Origin of the sequence: Palleronia caenipelagi (assembly GCF_007004065.1) — a bacterium.
Lineage (GTDB): Bacteria > Pseudomonadota > Alphaproteobacteria > Rhodobacterales > Rhodobacteraceae > Palleronia > Palleronia caenipelagi.
In genome coordinates this window covers 145,696-164,970 of the sequence record NZ_VFSV01000006.1, presented here as the reverse complement: position 1 = coordinate 164,970, position 19,275 = coordinate 145,696, and the positions used below count along the sequence as shown (strand labels likewise).

Sequence of the window (19,275 nt, the reverse complement as noted above, 5' to 3'; positions counted from 1 at the left end):
GATACCCGTTCCTCCAGGTCGTGCGTTGATCAGCCCGTTCGTGCTTACCGGCGCCAATCAGGCCTTCGACGTCAGCCTCCATGATCAGCTGCAAAACGGCCTCGGCGACGGTGCGAAGAAAATCGCCGCCGTCCTGCTTGGCCAGACGTTCGGAAAGGTCCATGTTGGTCTTGGTCATCGGGGGCTCCGTGTGGTGCGTGGTTGAAGTCGTCAAACTCCACCTGACCATACACCTCGATGGCCACCCGGCATTACACCGTTGAAGGCGCAGAAATTACACCACGTGCGCGGACACTAACCATTAAGGCAGAGCGCAAGCCGAGCTTCATACGCTCGGACAATGGTCCGGAGTTTGTCGCCCAGGCCGTCCGGGACTGGATCGGTGCCGTCCGCGCAAAGACGGCTTACATCGAGCCGTTCGTTGGGGAATTGATCCCCCGACCAATTACTGCTCCGCCTCACCCTTGGGAAAACGGCTATTGCGAAAGCTTCAACGGGCGGTTCCGCGACGAACTGCTCGACGGAGAAATCTTCTCCAGCCTGCGCGAGGCCCAAATCCTGATCGAGCGATGGAGGCGGCACTACAACACGAAGCGTCCAAACAGTGCCTTGAGATACCGCCCACCGGCACCGGAAACGGACCGGAAGCCAGTCATGCACTAACATTCAAACTGGACCACCCCAGCGGAGCTGCTCACGTGAACGAATGTTAAAAACCCAAGTGCTGAAAACCAGACTGGCCTCCTCCGAAGCGGCCCAAGCAAACGGAGAGTCGGGACGCCAGCTTACCTGTGCGTCCGCAAGGCGAATGAAGAAGATGCCTGTCACAAATGGACAGAGACCTCTCAACAATGACTAAATCGGGTGTCGCCCGACAAAGTTGGTTGTGATGGTGAGCCGACAGGGGCTCGAACCCTGGACCTACTGATTAAAAGTCAGTTGCTCTACCAACTGAGCTATCGGCTCACGAGGGGCCGTTTAGAGTTTGCCCTCAGAGGCGTCAAGCGGAAATGAGAGACTTTTCTTGTAAATACGCAGTCTCTATATGCGGACCGTCATGATACAAGCTCTCTCCCCCCTCCGGTTCATGAAGATGCATGGGCTCGGCAATGATTTCGTGGTGATCGACCGTCGCGCGGAGCCCGTTCCTGTGACGGCCACCCTTGCGCGTGCGATAGGGGACCGGCAGTTCGGGGTTGGATTTGACCAGCTTGCGACCATTGATCGGAGCGACGCTGCGAATGTCCGGCTTGTTTTTTGGAATGCCGACGGGTCGCTCTCGGGGGCCTGCGGGAATGCCTCGCGATGCATCGCGCGGTTTCTCATGGAGGAGACCGGGCAGCGCGCAGTAACGCTGGAGACCGAGCGGGGGGTACTCGATGCCGAGGACGCCGGGAACGGGTTGACGGCGGTGAATATGGGGGCGCCGCTGCTGGACTGGCAGGCGGTACCGCTGGCGCGGTCAGTGGATCTCGATCATCTACCCATCGACGGCGATCCGGTGGCGACGGGCATGGGCAATCCCCATTGCAGTTTCTTCGTCGAAGACGCCGAGGCTGTGAATCTGGAGCGATTCGGTCCCGAGCACGAGCACCATCCGCTGTTTCCCGAGCGGACCAATGTGCAGGTGGCCCATGTCTCAGGCCCGGACCGGCTGCGGATGCGGGTGTGGGAGCGGGGCGCCGGGATCACCCGGGCCTCTGGCTCGTCCTCCTGTGCGGTTGCCGTGGCGGCGGCGCGGCGGGGGCTGACGGGGCGCAAGGTCACGGTGGATCTGGATGGCGGCACGCTGCTGATCGACTGGCGCGAGGATGGCGTCTGGATGACCGGGCCGACGGCGCATGTGTTCGACGGTGTGTTTCGCGCCGAGTGGCTGAGCGCGGTATCATGACCGCGCCGGTCTTCTCTAACCATGGCTGTCGGCTGAACGCTTATGAGACCGAGGCAATGCAGACCATGGCGCGGCAGGCAGGGCTGGAGAACCTTGTCGTCGTCAACACTTGCGCAGTGACCGCCGAGGCGGTGCGAAAGGCCAAGAAGGACATTCGTAAGCTCGCCCGCGACAATCCCGGTGCGCGAATCGTGGTAACGGGCTGCGCGGCACAGACGGAGCCGGAGAGCTTTGCGGCCATGGAGGAGGTGACCACCGTCCTCGGTAACAGCGAAAAGATGGATCCCGCGCGCTGGGCCGCCTTGGCGCCGGATTTCACCGGTGAGACCGAGCGCGTGCAAGTCAACGATATCATGTCGGTGACCGAGACGGCGGGGCATTTGATCGACGGCTTCGGGACGCGCTCGCGGGCCTATGTGCAGGTGCAGAATGGCTGTGATCACCGCTGCACCTTCTGCATCATTCCCTTTGGCCGGGGCAATTCGCGCTCGGTGCCCGCCGGGGTCGTGGTGGACCAGATCCGGCGGCTGGTGGCCGGGGGCTTTGAGGAGATCGTGCTGACCGGGGTCGATATGACCTCCTGGGGCGCGGATCTGCCGGGGCAGCCGCGTCTGGGCGATCTGGTCATGCGGATCCTGAAACTCGTGCCCGAGCTGCCGCGTCTGCGAATCAGTTCGATTGATTCGATCGAGGCCGATGACGCGCTGATGCGGGCCATTGCCGGGGAAGAGCGGCTGATGCCCCATCTGCACCTGTCGCTCCAGCACGGGGCGGACCTGATCCTCAAGCGGATGAAGCGCCGGCACCTGCGGGATGATGCCATCGCCTTTTGTCAGGAGGCGCGGCGGCTGAGGCCAGGGATCACCTTTGGTGCCGATCTTATCGCGGGCTTTCCGACCGAAACTGAGGATCACTTTGCCGACAGCCTGCGGTTGGTGGAGGAGTGCGATCTGACCTGGCTGCATGTCTTCCCTTATTCCCCGCGTCCCGGCACGCCTGCCGCGCGGATGCCTCAGCTGGATCGAGGGCTGATCAAGGACCGTGCCGCGCGTCTGCGCGAGGTGGGTGACCGGGCTGCGGCGCGGCATATGGCGGCGCAGGTGGGGCAAACCCATCGGGTGCTGATGGAGAGCCACACGATGGGCCGGACCGAGCAGTTCGCGGAGGTCCGCGTGGCCGAGCCTCAGACCGAGGGGCGGATCAGCACTCTGACCATCAAGGGCGCCACCGCTAGCCATCTGATAGCCTGACGCAGAATTTTGCAGACAAGTCCGGCGGAACGGCTAAGCTCGCTCCCATGATGGATTTGTTTTACTCTGCCCCGTCCCCCTTTGCCCGCAAAGTGCGGGTGGTTCTCCATGAAACTGGCCTCGCGGACGAGACCCGGTTGCGTGATTCGGTGCAGACGCCGCTGGCGCCCAACCCGGAGAATCACAATCCGCTGGGCAAAATCCCGTGTCTGCTGCGCCCCGACGGCCCCGCGCTGTATGACAGCCGGGTGATCTGTCGCTACCTTGACGTCCGCGCGGATGCCAAACTCTACCCCGAGAGCCGCCTCTGGGACGTGCTGACGCTGGAGGCGACGGCGGACGGAATCATGGATGCCGCGGTGCTCATGGTCTATGAGGCCAAGGTCCGCCCCGAAGAAATCCGGTTCGCCGATTATGTCGAAGCCCAATGGGGCAAGGTCACCCGCGCCCTTGATGTGCTGGAGCAACGCTGGCTGAGCCATCTCTCCGCGCCGCTCGACATGGGTCAGATCGCCCTCGGCTGCGCGCTGGGCTATCTCGATTTCCGGTTCGAGGCGCGTACCTGGCGCAAGGGGCGTCCTGGTCTGGCGGCGTTCGAGGCGCGGATCGCCGAGCGTGAGTCATTCAAGCTAACCGCACCCGAGGGCTGACGACCGTGTCCATTCAGAGGCGCGTGGCGCTCACGGCACGGTCTTTCGAGGTGCGCAGGTTTGTCCGCTGGACCCAGCCGCGCGGAACCGTTAGACCGTCCGCGACGAACCGTTGTGCAGACGGTTGATTTAGGTCGTCTGCGCCGGGTTGCAAGTAAGGAGAGAGACCCCTTGTCCCACGCAGACGATACCGGCGGAACGCGCCGCGACTTCCTCTACTATGCCACGGGCGGGGCCGGCGCAGTGGTTGCCGGTGCTGCAGTGTGGCCTCTGGTCAACCAGATGAACCCCTCGGCCAATGTGCAGGCCCTGTCCTCCATCCGCGTGGATGTGAGCGGCGTCGAGCCCGGCACCCAGATCACCGCCTTCTGGCTGGGCAAGCCCGTCTTTATCCGTCGCCGCACGGAAAAGGAGATCGAGGAAGCCAACGCCGTTGACGTGTCGAGCCTCCCCGATCCCGATGCGCGCAACGCGAATATCGAGGCCGGTGCGCCGGCAATCGACACCAACCGCGCGCTGAAAATGTCGGACGAGGATACCAGCGAAGAATGGCTGGTGATGATGGGTGTCTGCACCCACCTCGGCTGTGTGCCGCTGGGCGATGGTGCCGGTGAGTTCGGCGGCTGGTTCTGCCCCTGCCACGGCTCCCACTACGACACGGCTGGCCGGATCCGCAAAGGTCCCGCGCCGGAAAACCTGCCGGTGCCGGTTGCGGCCTTTGACGGCACTGACACTATCGTTCTGGGATAAGGAGACCTGAATATGGCCGGAATCCCCCACGACCATTACGAGCCGAAGACCGGCGGCGAGCGTTGGCTGCATCGCCGTCTGCCGGTTGTCGGACTCATGTACGACACCATCATGATCCCCACGCCCAAGAACCTGAACTGGATGTGGATCTGGGGCATTGTGCTGACCTTTACGCTGGTGCTGCAAATCGCCACCGGCATCGTGCTGGTGATGCACTACATCCCCTCGACCGAGACAGCCTTTGCCTCCGTCGAGCACATCATGCGCGATGTGAATGGCGGCTTCATGATCCGCTACCTGCACATGAACGGTGCTTCGCTGTTCTTTGTGGCCGTGTATCTGCACATCTTCCGCAACCTCTATTACGGCTCGTACAAGGAGCCTCGTGAGGTGACGTGGATCATCGGTATCCTGATGTACCTGCTGATGATGGGCACCGCCTTCATGGGCTATGTGTTGCCCTGGGGTCAGATGTCCTTCTGGGGCGCGACCGTGATCACCGGCCTGTTTGGCGCCATTCCGTTCATCGGAGAATCGCTCCAGACTTGGCTGCTGGGTGGACCTGCGGTGGGCGAATACACCCTGACCCGCTTCTTCTCGCTGCACTATCTGCTGCCGATGATCCTCGCGGGCCTGACGATGGTTCACATCTGGGCTTTCCACACCACCGGCAACAACAACCCCACTGGGGTAGAAGTGCGCCGTGGCTCGAAGGAAGAAGCCGAAAAGGACACGCTGCCCTTCTGGCCCTACTTCGTGATCAAGGACCTGTTCGCGCTGGCCGTTATCCTGGCGGTGTTCTTCGCCGTGGTCGGATTCATGCCGAACTACTTGGGCCACCCGGATAACTACATCGAAGCCAACCCGCTGGTCACCCCGGCGCATATCGTGCCCGAATGGTACTTCCTGCCTTTCTACGCCATCCTGCGCGCCTTCACGGGCGAGGTCTGGGTCGTGCAGATCGCCAGCTTCGTCACCGGCGGCATCGTCGATGCGAAGTTCTTCGGTGTCGTTGCCATGTTCGGCGCGATCATCGTCATGGCGCTGGCCCCGTGGCTCGACACCTCGTCGGTCCGTTCGGGTCGCTATCGCCCGATGTTCAGAATCTGGTACTGGCTCTTCATCCTCGATTTCTTCGTGCTGATGTGGTGCGGCGCCATGCCCGCCGAGGAGCCCTATGCCACGATCTCGCTGATCGCGTCGGCCTACTGGTTCGGCTACTTCCTGGTGGTCCTGCCGCTCTTGGGCATCTTCGAAAAGCCGCTGGCTCAGCCCGCGACCATCGAAGAAGACTTTGCCAGCCATTATGCCCCGGCCGAGGGCTCCACGACGTCCGCCGCGACCCCGGCCGAGTGAGAAAGAGGATGAGTATGCTCAAGACCCTGACGCTGAGCGCCGCTGTTGCCCTGGGACTGACCGGGGCGGCCGTGGCCGCCGGAGGCGAAGCGCATGTCACCGACTATGACTTCTCCTTCGAAGGTCCGTTCGGCACCTACGACCAGTTCCAGCTCCAGCGTGGCCTGCAGGTTTACACCGAGGTCTGCTCGGCCTGCCACGGCCTGAAATACGTGCCCTACCGCACGCTGGGTGATGAGGGTGGTCCCGGCCTCCCCGAGGAGCAGGTCCGCGCCTATGCCGCGCAGTTCGAGGTGTTCGACCAGTCTCTGCTGGAAGGCGAGGGCGACTATCGCCCCGCCAAGCCGACCGACCATTTCAACGAGAATAACGGTGCCGGTGCGCCCGATCTCAGCATGATGGCCAAGGCACGTGCAGGCTTTCACGGCCCCGTTGGCTCCGGCCTGAACCAGCTCTTCAAGGGCATGGGTGGTCCGGAATACATCGCGACCCTGCTGGCCAGCTACGAGGATCCGCCCTCCTGCGCTCCGGAGGATTTCGACGGCTACTACAACTCGGCCTTCGCCGCGGGCGGCTATCCCGACGAGTGCAAGGACGAGGACGGTCACCACAAATATCCGGGCAGCTGGATCGCCATGTCGCAGCCCCTCTATGGCGACGACGTGACCTATGAGGACGGCACTCCCGCGACCATCGAGCAGACATCCCAGGATGTCGCGGCCTTTCTGATGTGGACCGCTGAGCCGAAGCTCGCCGCCCGCAAGCAGGCAGGTTTCACCGGCGTCGTGATGTTGTCTGTGCTGGCCGCGCTGCTGTACCTGACCAACAAGCGGATCTGGGCGCCTCATAAGCGCAAGTACAAGGATCACGCGGACGCCTGATCGGCGCACCGTTTGAGACGACGAAAACCCGGCCCCAGTGGCCGGGTTTTTTGCGTGTGGGGTACGGCTTGCCCTCTTTTCTGCCGCGCCGCCGCTTTTTCTTTGACGTGTCCCGATTCGAAAATGCAACCTATCGTTGGGGCTTCTGCCAAACCTTGATTTTAGTAGTTATTTTAGAACTGTAAGATTGGATGCCGTATGCCAGCGCTGATGCCGACAGAACATTCCGGACGCATTGCCTGGCTTGGTCGGGTGCCGCACCGGGACCGTCTGGAAATCGACGGGGAGCCGGTGGGGGAGATGCCGCTGAGTTTCGACGGTCTGGAGGGAGAGGTCCACGCGGGCCGGACGCGTCCATCATGTGCGCGTGTTCTTGCCCAGCATCCAAGAGGCACCGAAATCGCAAATACCCGGCAAATCGCCATCGTCTCAGTCGAGGAGCTGGACACCATTGCCCGTGGTCTCGACGTGGAGCGGCTGGACCCGGCGTGGCTGGGCGCTTCGATTGCAATCGAAGGTCTACCCGATTTCAGCTACATCCCGCCCTCTTCTCGGCTGCAAGCACCGGACGGAACGACGCTGGTCGTCGATATGCAGAACGAGCCCTGTACGCTCGTCGCGAAAACTCTTGTCGAACAGATCGGTGACGCGGGTAAACGCTTCAAATCCGCCGCCGCAGGTTTGCGTGGCGTGACAGCCTGGGTCGAACGGCCCGGCACATTGCGAATCGGGGATCCTCTCCGGTTGCACATTCCGAACCAACGGGCATGGAAAGGAGAATAATTTTATTTTCGGCGGAACTTTGCCTGTCGCTGCAGACTTACATTTTCAACCACGGAGGATTTACAGATGACCGGACTGATCGTTGCAATTCATGGCGGTGTTTTCTTCGGCATGGCTCTCGCCACAGCCATTCTCGTCTGACACCTGACCGACAGGGCGGCTCCGGTCCTCTCCCGCCGGGCCGCCCAAGTCCTCTACCTGCGAAATTCGCAGATTCATTCGGGAGCCCCTTCAGACATGTGATGACGCAGAGATTTCTCCGCCCCGGTAAGGGACGCGGCACGGTCTCTGCCCTGTCAAAATCGCCATCGCTTGTGCCTCGAACAAACCGTTGAACGCTTTGTCTCGCCAGTCCAGCCCGCCCGTGTATGTGCCATAAGCCGGTAGGATCGCCCGTGACTGGTCGACAAGACAGCAGGGGCGGGAGATTGTTTTTCCACGCAGGGTCAGCCGCGCCTTGGGGTGGTAATGTCCCGAAAGCTCGCCGTCGGTTCCCGCCTCCGCGATGTGCCGCAGAGTCAGGCTCCCGAGCCGCATATCGCTTAGAACAGTCCCGCTCAGCCCTCCGACGCCGGGATCATGATTGCCCGTCACCCAAACCCAGTCGCACTGCTTTTGCAGCCGAGACAAGAGCTCCTGCTCTGCAGATCCGAGGGCCCTTTGAGCGGCATCGTCGTCAAAGCTATCCCCAAGACAAACCACCCGCGCCGCGCCGGTCGCCGTGATATCCGCGTCGAGGCGAAAAAGGGTGTCGAGACCTTCATAGGGGGGCAGCAATCCACCGCCACGCCGGGCGATCCGCTTGGATTTCCCGAGGTGTAGATCTGCGACAATCAGGCTCTGCTGGTCGGGCCACCAGAGCCCGCCAGACGGCAGGACGTGCAGCGTTTCATCGCGAAGAGTAAAGACACAGGTGTTCACGCTGCGTTCGATACGGCTTTGCATCGTCTTGCGCAAGCTTCAGAATGGGACGCGCCACCGTCGCTGATCCTCGGCGCTCATCTCCAGCCCGGTGCCACTCATCAGGCGCTCCGCCTCATCGGCTAGCAACCGGTCAGTGGCAGCCCCCTCGACGGGGATGCGTCCGGCCTCTAGGAACAAGGGCGCGGCGAGCGGCGTCGGGCGGTCGGTGATCACGTGGTCGATGCGTCCGGACGTGCGGGCCAGCATTTCCTCGATTCGGCCGAAATCCACCAACCCCTTGAGCGCTTCCTCGCGGGTGATGTCCATGAGCAGATGGTCGGGATCATATTTCAGCAGCGTGTCGTAGAGAATATCCGAAGAAAACGTCGCTTGCTTGCCGCTCTTGCGCTGGCCTTGCGTCTGACGCTCGATGAGGCCGGTGATGACGGCGGCCTGCTTGAAGGTCCGCTTCATCACCGCGTTGCCGGACAGCCAGGTCTCGAAAGTCTCGCGCAGGTTGTCGCCCGCAAACAGCGCACCGGGCTCGGCAACTGGCTCCAGCCCCCAGATCAGTGTGGCGTAGTCTGTGGCGACAAATCCCAGCGGGTCGAGCCCTCCGGCCTCCATTCGGGCGGTGACCAGTAGGCCCAGCGTCTGCATGGCGTTGCGCCCGGCGAAACCGTAGATGCAGGTGTGATGCCGTCCGATCCAGGGAAAGCTCTCAACCAGCAGCCGATCCGGTTCGGGCAGTTTCGACGCGCGCCGTTGCAAGTGCAGCCAATCGCGGGTGGCCGGGGGCAGTTCGGGCCAGTCGTCCTGCTGGAACATTCGCAGGATACGGTGCGAAAGCTGGGTCGAGGTGGCGAATTTCGTGCCCATGAAAGTCGCGATCTTCGGCGGCTTATCCGCACGGCGGCTGACCTCCACCACCATCTCGCGCAGACCCTCGTACCGGACGATTTGCCCCCCGATGAGGAAGGTGTCACCGGGTGAGAGCGTGGCGGCAAAGCCCTCTTCGATCTCGCCCAGCGGTGTGCCCCCCCGGCCCCGCATCCGCACCTTCAGGAGGTCGGTATCCATGATCGTGCCGATATTTTGCCGGATCCGCGTCGCGCTGCGGGGGTCGCGGAGCTGCCAGAGGCCATCGCGCTCGACCAGCCTTTGCCAGCGATCATAGGCCCGGAGGGCGTAGCCGCCGGTGGCCACGAAATCGAGGCAGGCGTCAAAATCGGCACGGCTCAGCGCGCGGTAGGGTCCAGCGGTTGTGACCTCCGTGTAAAGCGAATCCGCATCGAATGGAGCCGAGGCAGCGCAGATCAGCAGATGCTGGCACAGAACGTCCCGCGGACCCGGGCCGCGCGGATCGCCATCCAGATCTCGCGCCTTTACGGCCTCCAGCGCAGCGACACACTCGACCACCTCAAAGCGGTTGGCGGGGACCAGCAGCGCCTTAGAGGGGGCATTGTAGCGGTGATTGGCGCGGCCGATGCGCTGGACAAGACGTTTCACGTTCTTCGGGGCGCCGACCTGAATCACCAGATCGACATCCCCCCAATCGATCCCGAGGTCCAGCGAGCCGGTGCAGACAATGGCGCGGAGCTGGCCCGCCACCATGGCCGCCTCGGTCTTCGCCCGTTGTTCGCGGGAGAGCGAGCCGTGATGGATGCCGATGGGCAGGGCGTCCTCGTTCTGAAGCCACAGCTCGTGAAAGAAGATCTCCGCCTGCGCGCGGGTGTTGTGAAAAATCAGCGTGGTCCGGTGCTGGCGGACCTGTTCCAGCACTTCGGGGATCGCGTAGCGCCCGCCCCCCCCGGCCCAGGGCGGCGGCGCGGCGGCGATGAGCATGGAGATGTCCGGCTCCGGCCCCGGATCGGCGTAGAGCACCGGACAGGGGTCCGGGTGGCGCGCCAGAAAGCCCGCAATGGCGTCGGGATCCTCGACCGTGGCCGACAGGCCGACTCGTCGAAGCCCGGGCACCAGCGATTGCAATCGGGAGAGCGCCAGCATCAACTGATCACCCCGCTTCGACTCTGCCAGCGCGTGGATTTCGTCCACGGCGATCCGCTTCAGTCCCGCAAAGATGCGCGGCGCGTCCTCGTAGCTGAGCATCAGCGCGAGGCTCTCGGGCGTGGTCAACAGGATATGGGGTGGGTCGGCGCGCTGGCGGCGCTTCTGGGTATAGGAGGTATCCCCCGTCCGGTCCTCGATCCGGATGGGTAGGCCCATCTCGGTGACAGGCGCCGTCAGGTTGCGGCGGATATCGGCAGCCAGTGCCTTCAGCGGCGAGACGTAGAGCGTGTGCATCCCCTGATGCGTTCCGTCCGCGAGGTCCACGAGGCTCGGCAGAAACCCCGCCAGTGTCTTGCCGCCGCCCGTAGGCGCAATGAGCAGCAGCGCGGGCGCGTCGGCGCGATCCAGCATCTGCTGCTGATGGGGGTGGATCGACCATCCGCGAGAGGCGAACCACCGGGCGAAACTGTCGGGCAACTGGGACATGACGAAACCGTTCATGGGGGCGCTGCCCCCGGCCGCTGCAGCGACCTCCCCCGGGGTACTTGTGGAAAGATGAAGGGCGGACCCGCAGCGGCCCGCCCCAGGGGCGTCAGTCGACGATCGTGGCCTCGGTCGCGGCGCGGATGTCTTCGCGCGTTACACCGGGGGCGCATTCGAGGATGTGGAGGCCCTTATGGCCCACCTCGAGCACACCGAGATTGGTGATGATCAGATCGACCACGCCCTTGCCCGTCAGGGGCAGGGTGCATTCGCGCAGGACCTTGGAGTCGCCATGTTTATTCGTGTGGTCCATCACCACCACGACGCGACCCACACCGGCCACGAGATCCATCGCCCCGCCCATGCCTTTGACGAGCTTGCCGGGGATCATCCAGTTGGCCAGATCGCCCTTTTCGCTCACCTCCATGGCGCCGAGGATCGCGCAGGCGATCTTGCCGCCGCGGATCATGGCGAAGGAGGTGGCGCTGTCGAAATAGGCTGTGCGCTCCAGTTCGGTGATGGTCTGCTTGCCCGCGTTGATCAGGTCGGGATCCTCATCGCCCTCAAAGGGGAAAGGTCCCATGCCGAGCATCCCGTTTTCGGATTGCAGCGTGATGTCCTTGTCACCTGTATAGTTCGCCACCAGCGTGGGGATGCCGATGCCGAGGTTCACATACATGCCATCGGCGAGCTCCTGAGCGGCTCGTTCGGCCATCTGATTTCTGTCCCAGGGCATGGTTTAGCCTTTCCTGCGGGTGGCTTGGGCCACGATAAGGTTGCTCATGAAGAGGGCGATATCGGTCGTTAGACCCGGATTGTCGCGGACGGCATCGGCACCGAATTTCTTCGTCGCGATGCTGGCCGCCTCGTCGAGGAACGTTTCGGTTGCTTCGCGAAGGCTGGGGTCGATCTGGGCCATTATGCCTCCTCACGCTTGCGGGTGGTGCGCTGTTCGATGCGCTTTTCGTGCTCGCCCTGAACGATCCGATGCACATAGACGCCGGGCAGATGGATCTGATCGGGGTCAAGGCTGCCACGAGGGACGATTTCCTCGACCTCGGCAATGCAGATCCGACCGCAGGTGGCTGCGGGGACGTTGAAGTTGCGGGCGGTCTTGCGGAAGATCAGGTTGCCGGTGTCATCGGCTTTCCAGGCCTTGACGATGGCGAGGTCGGCAAATATCCCGTGCTCAAGGATGTAGGTCTCGCCGTTAAAGTCCTTATGCTCCTTGCCCTCGGCAATCTGGGTCCCGACGCCGGTTTTGGTGTAGAAGCCCGGTATGCCGGCGCCGCCGGCGCGCATACGCTCGGCCAAAGTGCCCTGCGGGTTGAACTCGACCTCCAGCTCACCCTCCAGATACTGGCGCATGAATTCGGCGTTCTCGCCCACATAGGAGGACATCATCTTCCTGACCTGTTTGGTCTGCAGCAGGATGCCGATGCCAAAATCATCCACTCCCGCGTTGTTCGAGGCGAAGGTCAGGCCCTTGACGCCGCTCTTGCGGATCGCTTCGAGCAGGAGTTCAGGAATGCCGCAGAGGCCAAAGCCCCCGGCGGCGATCAGCAGGTTGTCGCGCAGGAGCCCGTCCAGCGCCGCCTCGGCCGAGTCGTAGATTTTCTGCATGTGCAGCGTCTCCTCTGTGTTGCCCCATCTATCGGGACGCGGGCGGAGGAGGTCAACGCTTGTTGGCGCTAAAACGGGGGCGGAGATGTTATCCCCCGCCCCAAGAGCGCCTTACTCCGACGAAGCCTTCTTTGCGGCGGTCTTGCGGGTCGTGGTCTTTTTTGCCGCCGGTTTCCTGGCTGTCGTTTTCTTTGCGGAGGTTTTCCGAGGCGCGGCCTTGCGGGTGGTTTTCTTGCCTCCCTTCGCCTCACGCTCCGTGATCAACTCGACAGCCTGATCGAGGGTGATCGCCTCAGGCTCGATGGTCTCGGGGATAGTGGCGTTCACCTTGTCCCACTTCACATACGGTCCGTAGCGCCCCTTCATCACGTTGACCGGCCCGCCGCGTTCCGGGTGCTCGCCCAGTTCGCGCAACGGTTTGACGGCGCTGGGTTTACCGCGCTTGGGCTTATCCGCCAGCACCTGAACGGCGCGGTTCATGCCGATCTCCCAGACATCCTCAACGCTCTCAAGGTTGGCGTTGGTGCCGCCCTTGTGACTGATCGTGTCGGCGTGCTTCAGGTAGGGGCCATAGCGTCCGATATTGGCCCAGATCATCACCCCATCCTCGGGGTGCGGGCCGATTTCACGGGGCAGGGACAAGAGTCGCACCGCCTGTTCCAGATCCACTTCCTCGGGCGTCCAGCCCTTGGGGATCGACTGGCGCGGGGGTTTCTTGTTCTCTTCGGTCACCTCGCCCCGCTGAACATAGGGGCCGAACCGTCCCTTGAAGGCGTAGATCTTGTCGCCCTGATCCTCACCGAGAACCTTGCCCTCGGGCGGGATCGCATTCTCGGCAGCCTCGCCCTCCAGCGGCGGGCCGAAGGGGCGTGTGAAGCGACATTCGGGATAGTTGGAGCAGCCGATAAAGGCGCCGCCGGACCGTGCAGTGCGCATGGACAGGCGTCCCTGACCGCAATTGGGGCAAAGCCGCGGGTCGGAGCCGTCTTCGGTCGGCGGGAAAAGATGCGGCTCAAGCACCTCGTTGATCTTCTCCAACACCTCGGTGATGCGCAGCTCGGAGGTTTCCTCGATCGCCGCCGAAAAATCGCGCCAGAAGCGGGAGAGGAGCGCCTTCCAATCCTCATCCCCCGCTGAGACGTGGTCGAGGGATTGTTCCAGATCGGCGGTGAAGTCGTATTCGAGGTAGCGCTTGAAATAATTGGTCAAAAACGCCGTGACAAGGCGGCCTTTGTCCTCGGGGAACAGACGGTTGCCGTCCTTGCGCACGTAGCCGCGATCCTGAATCGTGGTCACGATGGAGGCATAGGTGGAGGGACGCCCGATGCCGAGCTCTTCCATCCGTTTCACCAGCGTGGCCTCGGTATAACGGGGTGGCGGCTGGGTGTGGTGCTGGAGCGCGAGGGTCGCGCCGTCCTCCGAGAGATGCGAGACCTCGGCTTTGGCGTGCTCGGCGGCGAGACCACCCTTGGCAAAGGGAGTTTTTTCGCCCTCGGACAGTTGCGGCAGGCGGGCGTCATCGTCCTCAAGCGGCTCGTCGCGGCCCTCTTCGTAGATCTTCAGGAAGCCGTCAAAGAGCACGACCTGCCCGGTCGCCCGCAGCACCACGTCCTGATGGGGATCGGAAATGTCGACGCTGGTGCGTTCCAGCCGCGCGGCTTCCATCTGGCTGGCCAAAGTGCGTTTCCAGATCAGATCGTAGAGCTTGCGCTGGTCGGGATCGGTGAGCCGCAGCCGACCCGCATCCGCCGCCATATTGGTCGGGCGGATACATTCGTGGGCTTCTTGTGCGTTCTTGGCCTTGTTTTTGTACATGCGCGGGCTCGACGGCACATATTCCGCGCCATAGCGATCCTTGATTGCGTCGCGGGCGGCATGAACGGCCTCGGGGGCCATGTCGATGCCGTCGGTCCGCATGTAGGTGATGTGTCCGGCCTCGTAGAGACGCTGGGCGGCGGACATGGTCTGGCGCGCACCCATACCAAACTTGCGGCTGGCCTCTTGCTGGAGCGTCGAGGTCATGAAGGGCGCGGAGGGGCGGCGGGTGCCGGGCTTGGCCTCGACTTTCATCACCGAGAGCGCGCGGGACGCGATCGCCTGTACGGCCATCTCCGCCTGGACCGTGTCGGCAAGGTCGAACTTGTCGAGCTTCTTGCCCGCCAGCGTCACCAGCCGCGCGGTAAAGGTCTGGCCGCGCGGAGTCTCCAGCAGAGCCTTCACCGACCAGTATTCGCGGGGTTTGAACGCCTCGATCTCCATCTCGCGCTCTACGATGAGGCGCAGGCAGACAGATTGAACCCGCCCCGCTGACCGCGCGCCGGGGAGCTTGCGCCAAAGGACCGGCGACAGGTTGAAGCCCACCAGATAATCGAGCGCGCGGCGGGCCAGATAGGCCTCGACCAGCGGTGCGTCGACCTGACGCGGGTTCTTCATCGCCTCGGTCACGGCGTTTTTCGTGATGGCGTTGAACACCACGCGGCTGACTTCGGTATCCTTCTTGATCGCCTTGCGCTTGCGAAGCGTTTCTTCAAGGTGCCACGAAATCGCCTCCCCCTCGCGGTCGGGGTCGGTGGCGAGGATTAGCTTCGGATCGTCTTTCAGCGCATCGGCGATGGCCTTGACGTGCTTCCGGGAGTCGCTTCCGACCTCCCATTCCATGTGGAAATCGTTGTCGGGATCGACGGAACCGTTCTTTGGTGGCAGGTCGCGAACATGCCCATAAGATGCCAGGACCGTGTAGTCCGAGCCGAGATACTTGTTGATTGTCTTGGCCTTAGCAGGCGATTCGACGACAACGACTGGCATGGAGGCTCCCTCTGGGGCGATCACAAATTCGGCGCTAGATGTGGGAGGAATGGGGGCTTTGTCAATTGAGCGGGCCTGAAACTCCCGGTCAGGAGGGGGGCTGGAGCAGAACGCCACCCCCTGGATCGCGCGCAATCTGGCCGCTAAGTTCCAGCAAGGTCAGCTGCCGGGCAACCTCGGCGGCCGGCAGTCCCAGATCGCGGATCAGGAGGTCCTCAGGGGTGGGGGTCTGCCCCAGATGGTCGAGAATGCGGCGGGCGAGATCCCCAGACGAGGCGCGCAGCGGGGGACTGTCTGTGATTGGTGGCTCGGGGCGGCTGGCAGGGCTTTCGACGGTCAGATGGTCAAGGACATCACGTGGTCCGCGGATCAGCGTGGCACCGTCGCGGATCAGGGCATTGCAGCCACCCGCGCGCCCGTCGAATGGATGGCCCGGCACCGCCAGCACCTCGCGCCCGAGATCAAGCGCATCGCGTGCGGTGATCAGGGAGCCGGATTTCAGCGCCGCCTCGACAACGATGACGGCGCGGGAGAGCCCGGCGATGATCCGGTTGCGGCGGGGGAAATCCCGCGCGGTCGGGCTCAATCCGGGTTGGCGGGCGCTTATCAAAAGGCCACGTGCGGCAATCCGAGCCATCAGCACCTCATGCTCGGGCGGGTAGGCGATGTCGATGCCCCCGGCGATGACGGCGACCGTTCCGGTCTCCAGCGCGGCTTCGTGGCAAGCTCCGTCGATCCCTCGCGCAAGACCTGACGCGACCACATAACCTGCGGCGCCGACCCCATGGGCAAGGCTGGCAGCCATCCGACGTCCGAGGGTTGAGGCATTGCGGGCGCCAACCATGCCGATGGTGGGCCGGTGCAGCAATTCGGGATGCCCACGAAGCCAAAGCAGCGGTGGGGCGTCGGGCAATTCGGTCAGAGCCGCGGGATAAAGATCGCTGCCCAGTGCGACAGGGCGGGCGCCAGCCGCGCGGCCCAGATCCAGCTCACGCCGGGCGTCGGCCTCAGAGCAGGGGGTGTAGCGCGGGCTGCCAGAGGATTTGGCGAGACCGGGCAACGCATCCAGCGCGGCTCCAGCGGATCCGAATTGTACCAGTAATTTGCGAAAGGTTACCGGGCCGACCCGGTGAGAGCGCAAGAGGCGGAGCCATCCGATCCAATCTTCCTCGGTGTGTGGGGGGGTGAGAGGGGATGGGGAAGGGATTTGCTCCAAGAACCGTCTGTCTCCGCCGACTTGCCTCTCAAGTTTTCGTTCAGCAGGGTTAACACAGGGTTAACATTATCGCCTGAATTGCATCCCCATACTTAACATCTCGGAATGCATGAATTTTTCGTTTGCGATATCTGGCGGGGGACGGGTCGCTGTCAGGCGGCCGAGCCTCCCACGGTAAGCCCGCCGATTCGCAAGGTCGGCTGGCCGACGCCAACCGGCACCCACTGCCCGGCTTTGCCGCAATTGCCCATGCCGGGATCAAGCGCCATGTCAGAGCCGATGGCCCGTATCTGCTTCAGCGCTGTCGCACCGTCGCCGATCAGGGTCGCGCCACGGACCGGAGCTCCGACGACACCGTTTTTCACCCGATAGGCCTCAGTGCAGGAAAACACGAACTTGCCGTTGGTGATGTCCACCTGCCCGCCGCCAAATCCCACCGCGTAGATCCCGTCTTCGAGCCCGGCGACGATGGAGGCGGGATCTTCGGTGCCGCCCAGCATGTAGGTGTTGGTCATCCGCGGCATCGGCGCGTGGGCGTAGCTCTCGCGGCGCCCGTTGCCGGTGGGTGCGACGCCCATCAGGCGGGCGTTCTGGCGGTCCTGCATGTAGCCCACGAGAATCCCGTCCTCGATCAGTACATTGGCGGCGGAGGGCGTGCCCTCGTCGTCAATGGTGATCGAACCGCGCCGGTCGGGCAGGGTGCCGTCGTCAAGAACCGTCACTCCGGGAGCCGCGATTCGCTGTCCCATGAGCCCGGCGAAGGCGGAACTTTTCTTGCGGTTGAAGTCTCCTTCGAGCCCATGGCCAATCGCTTCGTGCAGCAGGATGCCGGGCCAGCCGGGACCGAGCACCACGTCCATGACGCCCGCCGGGGCGGGTTCGGCGCACAGGTTCACCAGCGCAATCCTTAGCGCTTCACGGGCCAGCCCTTGCCAGTGGTCGCGATCCATCAGGCCGCTCAGCCCGTGCCGTCCGCCGCCGCCTGCGCCGCCCTGTTCACGCCGACCGTTTTCGTCGACGATGACCGAGACGTTAATCCGGGTCATGGGGCGGGTGTCGTGCAGGATCTGGCCGTCGGGGCGGAGGATCTCAACCTCTTGCAGCGAGGCCCCGAGGGAGGCGCTGACCTGCACGACGCGCGGATCGAGGTCGCGGGCAAAGGCGTCGATCTCGCGCAGGGTCTCCACCTTCAGCCCGAATCCCGCATCGGCCATGGGATCGCTGTCGCCATAGAGCCGCCGGTTGGTCGCGGCAGGGGGCGGGGCCAGCTTTCCGCCGCCATTGCCCACGGCCAGCCGGGCAGTCTCAGCGGCCCGCAGCAGGGCGGATTCGCTCAGTTCGGTGGAATGGGCGTAACCGGAGACCTCGCCTTTGACGGCCCGCAGGCCAAACCCTTCGGTCGCATCGTAGGACGCGTTGCGCAGGCGCCCGTCATCAAAGACCAACCCTTCGGAACGACGCCGTTCAAAGAAGATCTCGCCATCCTCGGCGCCATCGCAGGCCCGCGCGAGGGCCCTCTGCGCGGCGGCCTCGTCGATGCGGTCAGAGAGCGGTCGGAACGGGGCGTCGGTCATGGGGGCTCCTGTCTGAATAGGACTGCGTCCGATTGATGCAATCCGGTAGCTTGCTGTTCAGCGTCATATATGGTTCATACCCGTCACGAATGAAGGGCGCGCTCTGGGGTATCATCTGCCAAAGGGACGTCCACCGACAAGAGCCGAACAGGATCACTCGATGCGCGCACGCACACTTCTGACCGCTTTCGCTTCGCTGTTTTACGGGGCCGCCGCGCTGGCGCAGGACGGTAACCCGGTTGGCGATCTGCCGATTATTGGCGCCCCGACCGCCTCTGGCATTGGCTTTCAGCCTGCCGCCACCAGTCTCGCCCGGGATCTCCAGTGGCTTGACGGCATGGTGCTGGTCATCATCACTGTGATCACCATCTTCGTGATTGGTCTGCTGGGCTTTGTGCTGCTGCGTTACAATCAGAAAGCCAACTCGACGCCGAAGACCTTCACCCACAACACGCCGCTCGAGATCGCCTGGACCGTCGGGCCGATCCTGATCCTGATGTTTATTGGTGCCTTCTCGCTGCCGATTCTGTTTAATCAGCAGGAAATCCCAGAGGGCGATATCACCATCAAGACCACCGGCTACCAGTGGTATTGGGGTTACGAGTATCCCGATCACGGTTTCCAGTTCGACAGCTACATGATCGGCGCTCCGGCCACCGGCGGCGACAACCGCATGACCGAGGAGGTCCGCGCCCAGCTCGAAGCCGCTGGCTATACCGAAGACGAGTTCCGTCTGGCCACCGACACCGCCATGGTCGTCCCTGTTGGCAAGACCATCGTCGTGCAGGTTACTGCCGCTGACGTGATCCACTCCTGGACGGTGCCCGCCTTCGGCGTGAAGCAGGACGGTGTTCCGGGTCGCCTGGCCGAGCTGTGGTTCAAGGCTGAGGAAGAGGGCGTTTACTTTGGCCAGTGCTCCGAGCTTTGCGGTATCTCTCACGCCTACATGCCGATCACGGTCAAGGTCGTGAGCGAAGAGAAGTACGAAGAGTGGCTGGACTGGGCGATCGCCGAGTACGGCGGTACGCCGCGCGAAGTCGCTGACGCTTCGGCGGCCAACTGATCTGAACCCTGGAGGCCGGCGTGACCGATCTGACACA

At 63.3% G+C, this 19,275-nt stretch carries 18 protein-coding genes, 1 tRNA gene and 1 pseudogene; 9 read left to right on the top strand and 11 right to left on the bottom strand.

Annotation, left to right across the window (positions count from 1 at the left end; translation table 11 throughout):
* Positions 1-178: transposase (locus tag FEV53_RS05370; protein WP_185962112.1), on the bottom strand; the 178-nt coding region annotated here is incomplete at its 3' end.
* 140 nt (positions 179-318) lie between these two features.
* Here FEV53_RS05370 and FEV53_RS05365 point away from each other — a divergent pair.
* Positions 319-663 (top strand): annotated as a pseudogene (locus tag FEV53_RS05365) (integrase core domain-containing protein); the annotation flags it as partial.
* Positions 664-890: 227 nt separating this feature from the next.
* Here the strand turns inward: FEV53_RS05365 and FEV53_RS05360 are convergent.
* Positions 891-966: transfer RNA gene (locus FEV53_RS05360), tRNA-Lys, on the bottom strand.
* Positions 967-1,057: 91 nt separating this feature from the next.
* Between FEV53_RS05360 and dapF the strand changes: the two genes are divergently transcribed.
* The 7 genes from dapF to FEV53_RS05325 all read left to right on the top strand — a co-directional run bounded on the left by dapF (position 1,058) and on the right by FEV53_RS05325 (position 7,561).
* Positions 1,058-1,891 carry a diaminopimelate epimerase gene (gene dapF, locus FEV53_RS05355; protein ID WP_246100735.1) on the top strand — a complete coding sequence of 278 codons (834 nt, stop codon included), beginning with the start codon at positions 1,058-1,060 and terminating at the stop codon, positions 1,889-1,891.
* Positions 1,888-3,141: a tRNA (N(6)-L-threonylcarbamoyladenosine(37)-C(2))-methylthiotransferase MtaB gene (gene mtaB / locus FEV53_RS05350; RefSeq protein WP_142833783.1), complete on the top strand. Its 1,254-nt coding sequence runs from the start codon at positions 1,888-1,890 to the stop codon at positions 3,139-3,141. Before dapF ends, mtaB begins: the two co-directional genes overlap by 4 nt.
* A gap of 50 nt (positions 3,142-3,191) precedes the next feature.
* Entirely contained in the window at positions 3,192-3,791 is a 600-nt protein-coding gene (locus FEV53_RS05345) for a glutathione S-transferase (RefSeq protein WP_142833793.1), read from the top strand.
* 171 nt (positions 3,792-3,962) lie between these two features.
* Complete coding sequence (gene petA / locus FEV53_RS05340; RefSeq protein WP_142833782.1) at positions 3,963-4,541, top strand: ubiquinol-cytochrome c reductase iron-sulfur subunit; 579 nt, start codon at positions 3,963-3,965, stop codon at positions 4,539-4,541.
* Positions 4,542-4,553: 12 nt separating this feature from the next.
* On the top strand, positions 4,554-5,897 hold the full coding sequence (locus tag FEV53_RS05335) for a cytochrome b (RefSeq protein ID WP_142833781.1): 1,344 nt from the start codon (positions 4,554-4,556) through the stop codon (positions 5,895-5,897).
* A gap of 8 nt (positions 5,898-5,905) precedes the next feature.
* Positions 5,906-6,778 (top strand): cytochrome c1, encoded by an 873-nt coding sequence (locus tag FEV53_RS05330; protein ID WP_142833780.1) that lies wholly within the window; start codon positions 5,906-5,908, stop codon positions 6,776-6,778.
* Between the two features lie 198 nt (positions 6,779-6,976).
* A complete protein-coding gene (locus FEV53_RS05325) occupies positions 6,977-7,561 on the top strand; it encodes an MOSC domain-containing protein (protein ID WP_142833779.1) in 585 nt (194 codons plus the stop codon).
* A gap of 60 nt (positions 7,562-7,621) precedes the next feature.
* Here FEV53_RS05325 and FEV53_RS20790 read toward each other — a convergent pair whose 3' ends face one another.
* The 9 genes from FEV53_RS20790 to tldD all read right to left on the bottom strand — a co-directional run bounded on the left by FEV53_RS20790 (position 7,622) and on the right by tldD (position 18,175).
* Complete coding sequence (locus tag FEV53_RS20790; protein WP_185962111.1) at positions 7,622-7,780, bottom strand: hypothetical protein; 159 nt, start codon at positions 7,778-7,780, stop codon at positions 7,622-7,624.
* A 12-nt stretch (positions 7,781-7,792) separates the two neighbouring features.
* Positions 7,793-8,506, bottom strand: a complete 714-nt coding sequence (pdeM, locus tag FEV53_RS05320) for a ligase-associated DNA damage response endonuclease PdeM (protein ID WP_142833778.1) — start codon at positions 8,504-8,506, stop codon at positions 7,793-7,795.
* 15 nt (positions 8,507-8,521) lie between these two features.
* The gene (locus tag FEV53_RS05315; protein ID WP_142833792.1) at positions 8,522-10,960 is read right to left on the bottom strand and encodes a ligase-associated DNA damage response DEXH box helicase; all 2,439 of its coding nucleotides are present in this window, start codon (positions 10,958-10,960) and stop codon (positions 8,522-8,524) included.
* Positions 10,961-11,066: 106 nt separating this feature from the next.
* On the bottom strand, positions 11,067-11,693 hold the full coding sequence (locus FEV53_RS05310; protein WP_142833777.1) for a 3-oxoacid CoA-transferase subunit B: 627 nt from the start codon (positions 11,691-11,693) through the stop codon (positions 11,067-11,069).
* 3 nt (positions 11,694-11,696) lie between these two features.
* Positions 11,697-11,876: a hypothetical protein gene (locus tag FEV53_RS05305; RefSeq protein WP_142833776.1), complete on the bottom strand. Its 180-nt coding sequence runs from the start codon at positions 11,874-11,876 to the stop codon at positions 11,697-11,699.
* On the bottom strand, positions 11,876-12,580 hold the full coding sequence (locus FEV53_RS05300) for a CoA transferase subunit A (protein WP_142833775.1): 705 nt from the start codon (positions 12,578-12,580) through the stop codon (positions 11,876-11,878). Before FEV53_RS05300 ends, FEV53_RS05305 begins: the two co-directional genes overlap by 1 nt.
* Positions 12,581-12,691: 111 nt before the next feature.
* The gene (topA, locus tag FEV53_RS05295; protein WP_142833774.1) at positions 12,692-15,385 is read right to left on the bottom strand and encodes a type I DNA topoisomerase; all 2,694 of its coding nucleotides are present in this window, start codon (positions 15,383-15,385) and stop codon (positions 12,692-12,694) included.
* 88 nt (positions 15,386-15,473) lie between these two features.
* Positions 15,474-16,592 carry a DNA-processing protein DprA gene (dprA, locus tag FEV53_RS05290; RefSeq protein WP_484217475.1) on the bottom strand — a complete coding sequence of 373 codons (1,119 nt, stop codon included), beginning with the start codon at positions 16,590-16,592 and terminating at the stop codon, positions 15,474-15,476.
* A 161-nt stretch (positions 16,593-16,753) separates the two neighbouring features.
* On the bottom strand, positions 16,754-18,175 hold the full coding sequence (gene tldD / locus FEV53_RS05285) for a metalloprotease TldD (protein WP_142833772.1): 1,422 nt from the start codon (positions 18,173-18,175) through the stop codon (positions 16,754-16,756).
* 160 nt (positions 18,176-18,335) lie between these two features.
* Between tldD and coxB the strand changes: the two genes are divergently transcribed.
* Positions 18,336-19,238: a cytochrome c oxidase subunit II gene (coxB, locus tag FEV53_RS05280; protein WP_142833771.1), complete on the top strand. Its 903-nt coding sequence runs from the start codon at positions 18,336-18,338 to the stop codon at positions 19,236-19,238.
* Positions 19,239-19,275 lie beyond the last annotated feature (37 nt).

Coding starts and splice junctions, on each gene's coding strand:
- dapF (WP_246100735.1), top strand. CDS start 1,058: ATGATACAAGCTCTCTCCCCCCTCCGGTTCATGAAGATGCATGGGCTC.
- mtaB (WP_142833783.1), top strand. CDS start 1,888: ATGACCGCGCCGGTCTTCTCTAACCATGGCTGTCGGCTGAACGCTTAT.
- FEV53_RS05345 (WP_142833793.1), top strand. CDS start 3,192: ATGGATTTGTTTTACTCTGCCCCGTCCCCCTTTGCCCGCAAAGTGCGG.
- FEV53_RS05335 (WP_142833781.1), top strand. CDS start 4,554: ATGGCCGGAATCCCCCACGACCATTACGAGCCGAAGACCGGCGGCGAG.
- FEV53_RS05330 (WP_142833780.1), top strand. CDS start 5,906: ATGAGTATGCTCAAGACCCTGACGCTGAGCGCCGCTGTTGCCCTGGGA.
- FEV53_RS05325 (WP_142833779.1), top strand. CDS start 6,977: ATGCCAGCGCTGATGCCGACAGAACATTCCGGACGCATTGCCTGGCTT.
- FEV53_RS20790 (WP_185962111.1), bottom strand. CDS start 7,780: ATGAATCTGCGAATTTCGCAGGTAGAGGACTTGGGCGGCCCGGCGGGA.
- pdeM (WP_142833778.1), bottom strand. CDS start 8,506: ATGCAAAGCCGTATCGAACGCAGCGTGAACACCTGTGTCTTTACTCTT.
- FEV53_RS05315 (WP_142833792.1), bottom strand. CDS start 10,960: ATGTCCCAGTTGCCCGACAGTTTCGCCCGGTGGTTCGCCTCTCGCGGA.
- FEV53_RS05310 (WP_142833777.1), bottom strand. CDS start 11,693: ATGCCCTGGGACAGAAATCAGATGGCCGAACGAGCCGCTCAGGAGCTC.
- FEV53_RS05305 (WP_142833776.1), bottom strand. CDS start 11,876: ATGGCCCAGATCGACCCCAGCCTTCGCGAAGCAACCGAAACGTTCCTC.
- FEV53_RS05300 (WP_142833775.1), bottom strand. CDS start 12,580: ATGCAGAAAATCTACGACTCGGCCGAGGCGGCGCTGGACGGGCTCCTG.
- topA (WP_142833774.1), bottom strand. CDS start 15,385: ATGCCAGTCGTTGTCGTCGAATCGCCTGCTAAGGCCAAGACAATCAAC.
- tldD (WP_142833772.1), bottom strand. CDS start 18,175: ATGACCGACGCCCCGTTCCGACCGCTCTCTGACCGCATCGACGAGGCC.
- coxB (WP_142833771.1), top strand. CDS start 18,336: ATGCGCGCACGCACACTTCTGACCGCTTTCGCTTCGCTGTTTTACGGG.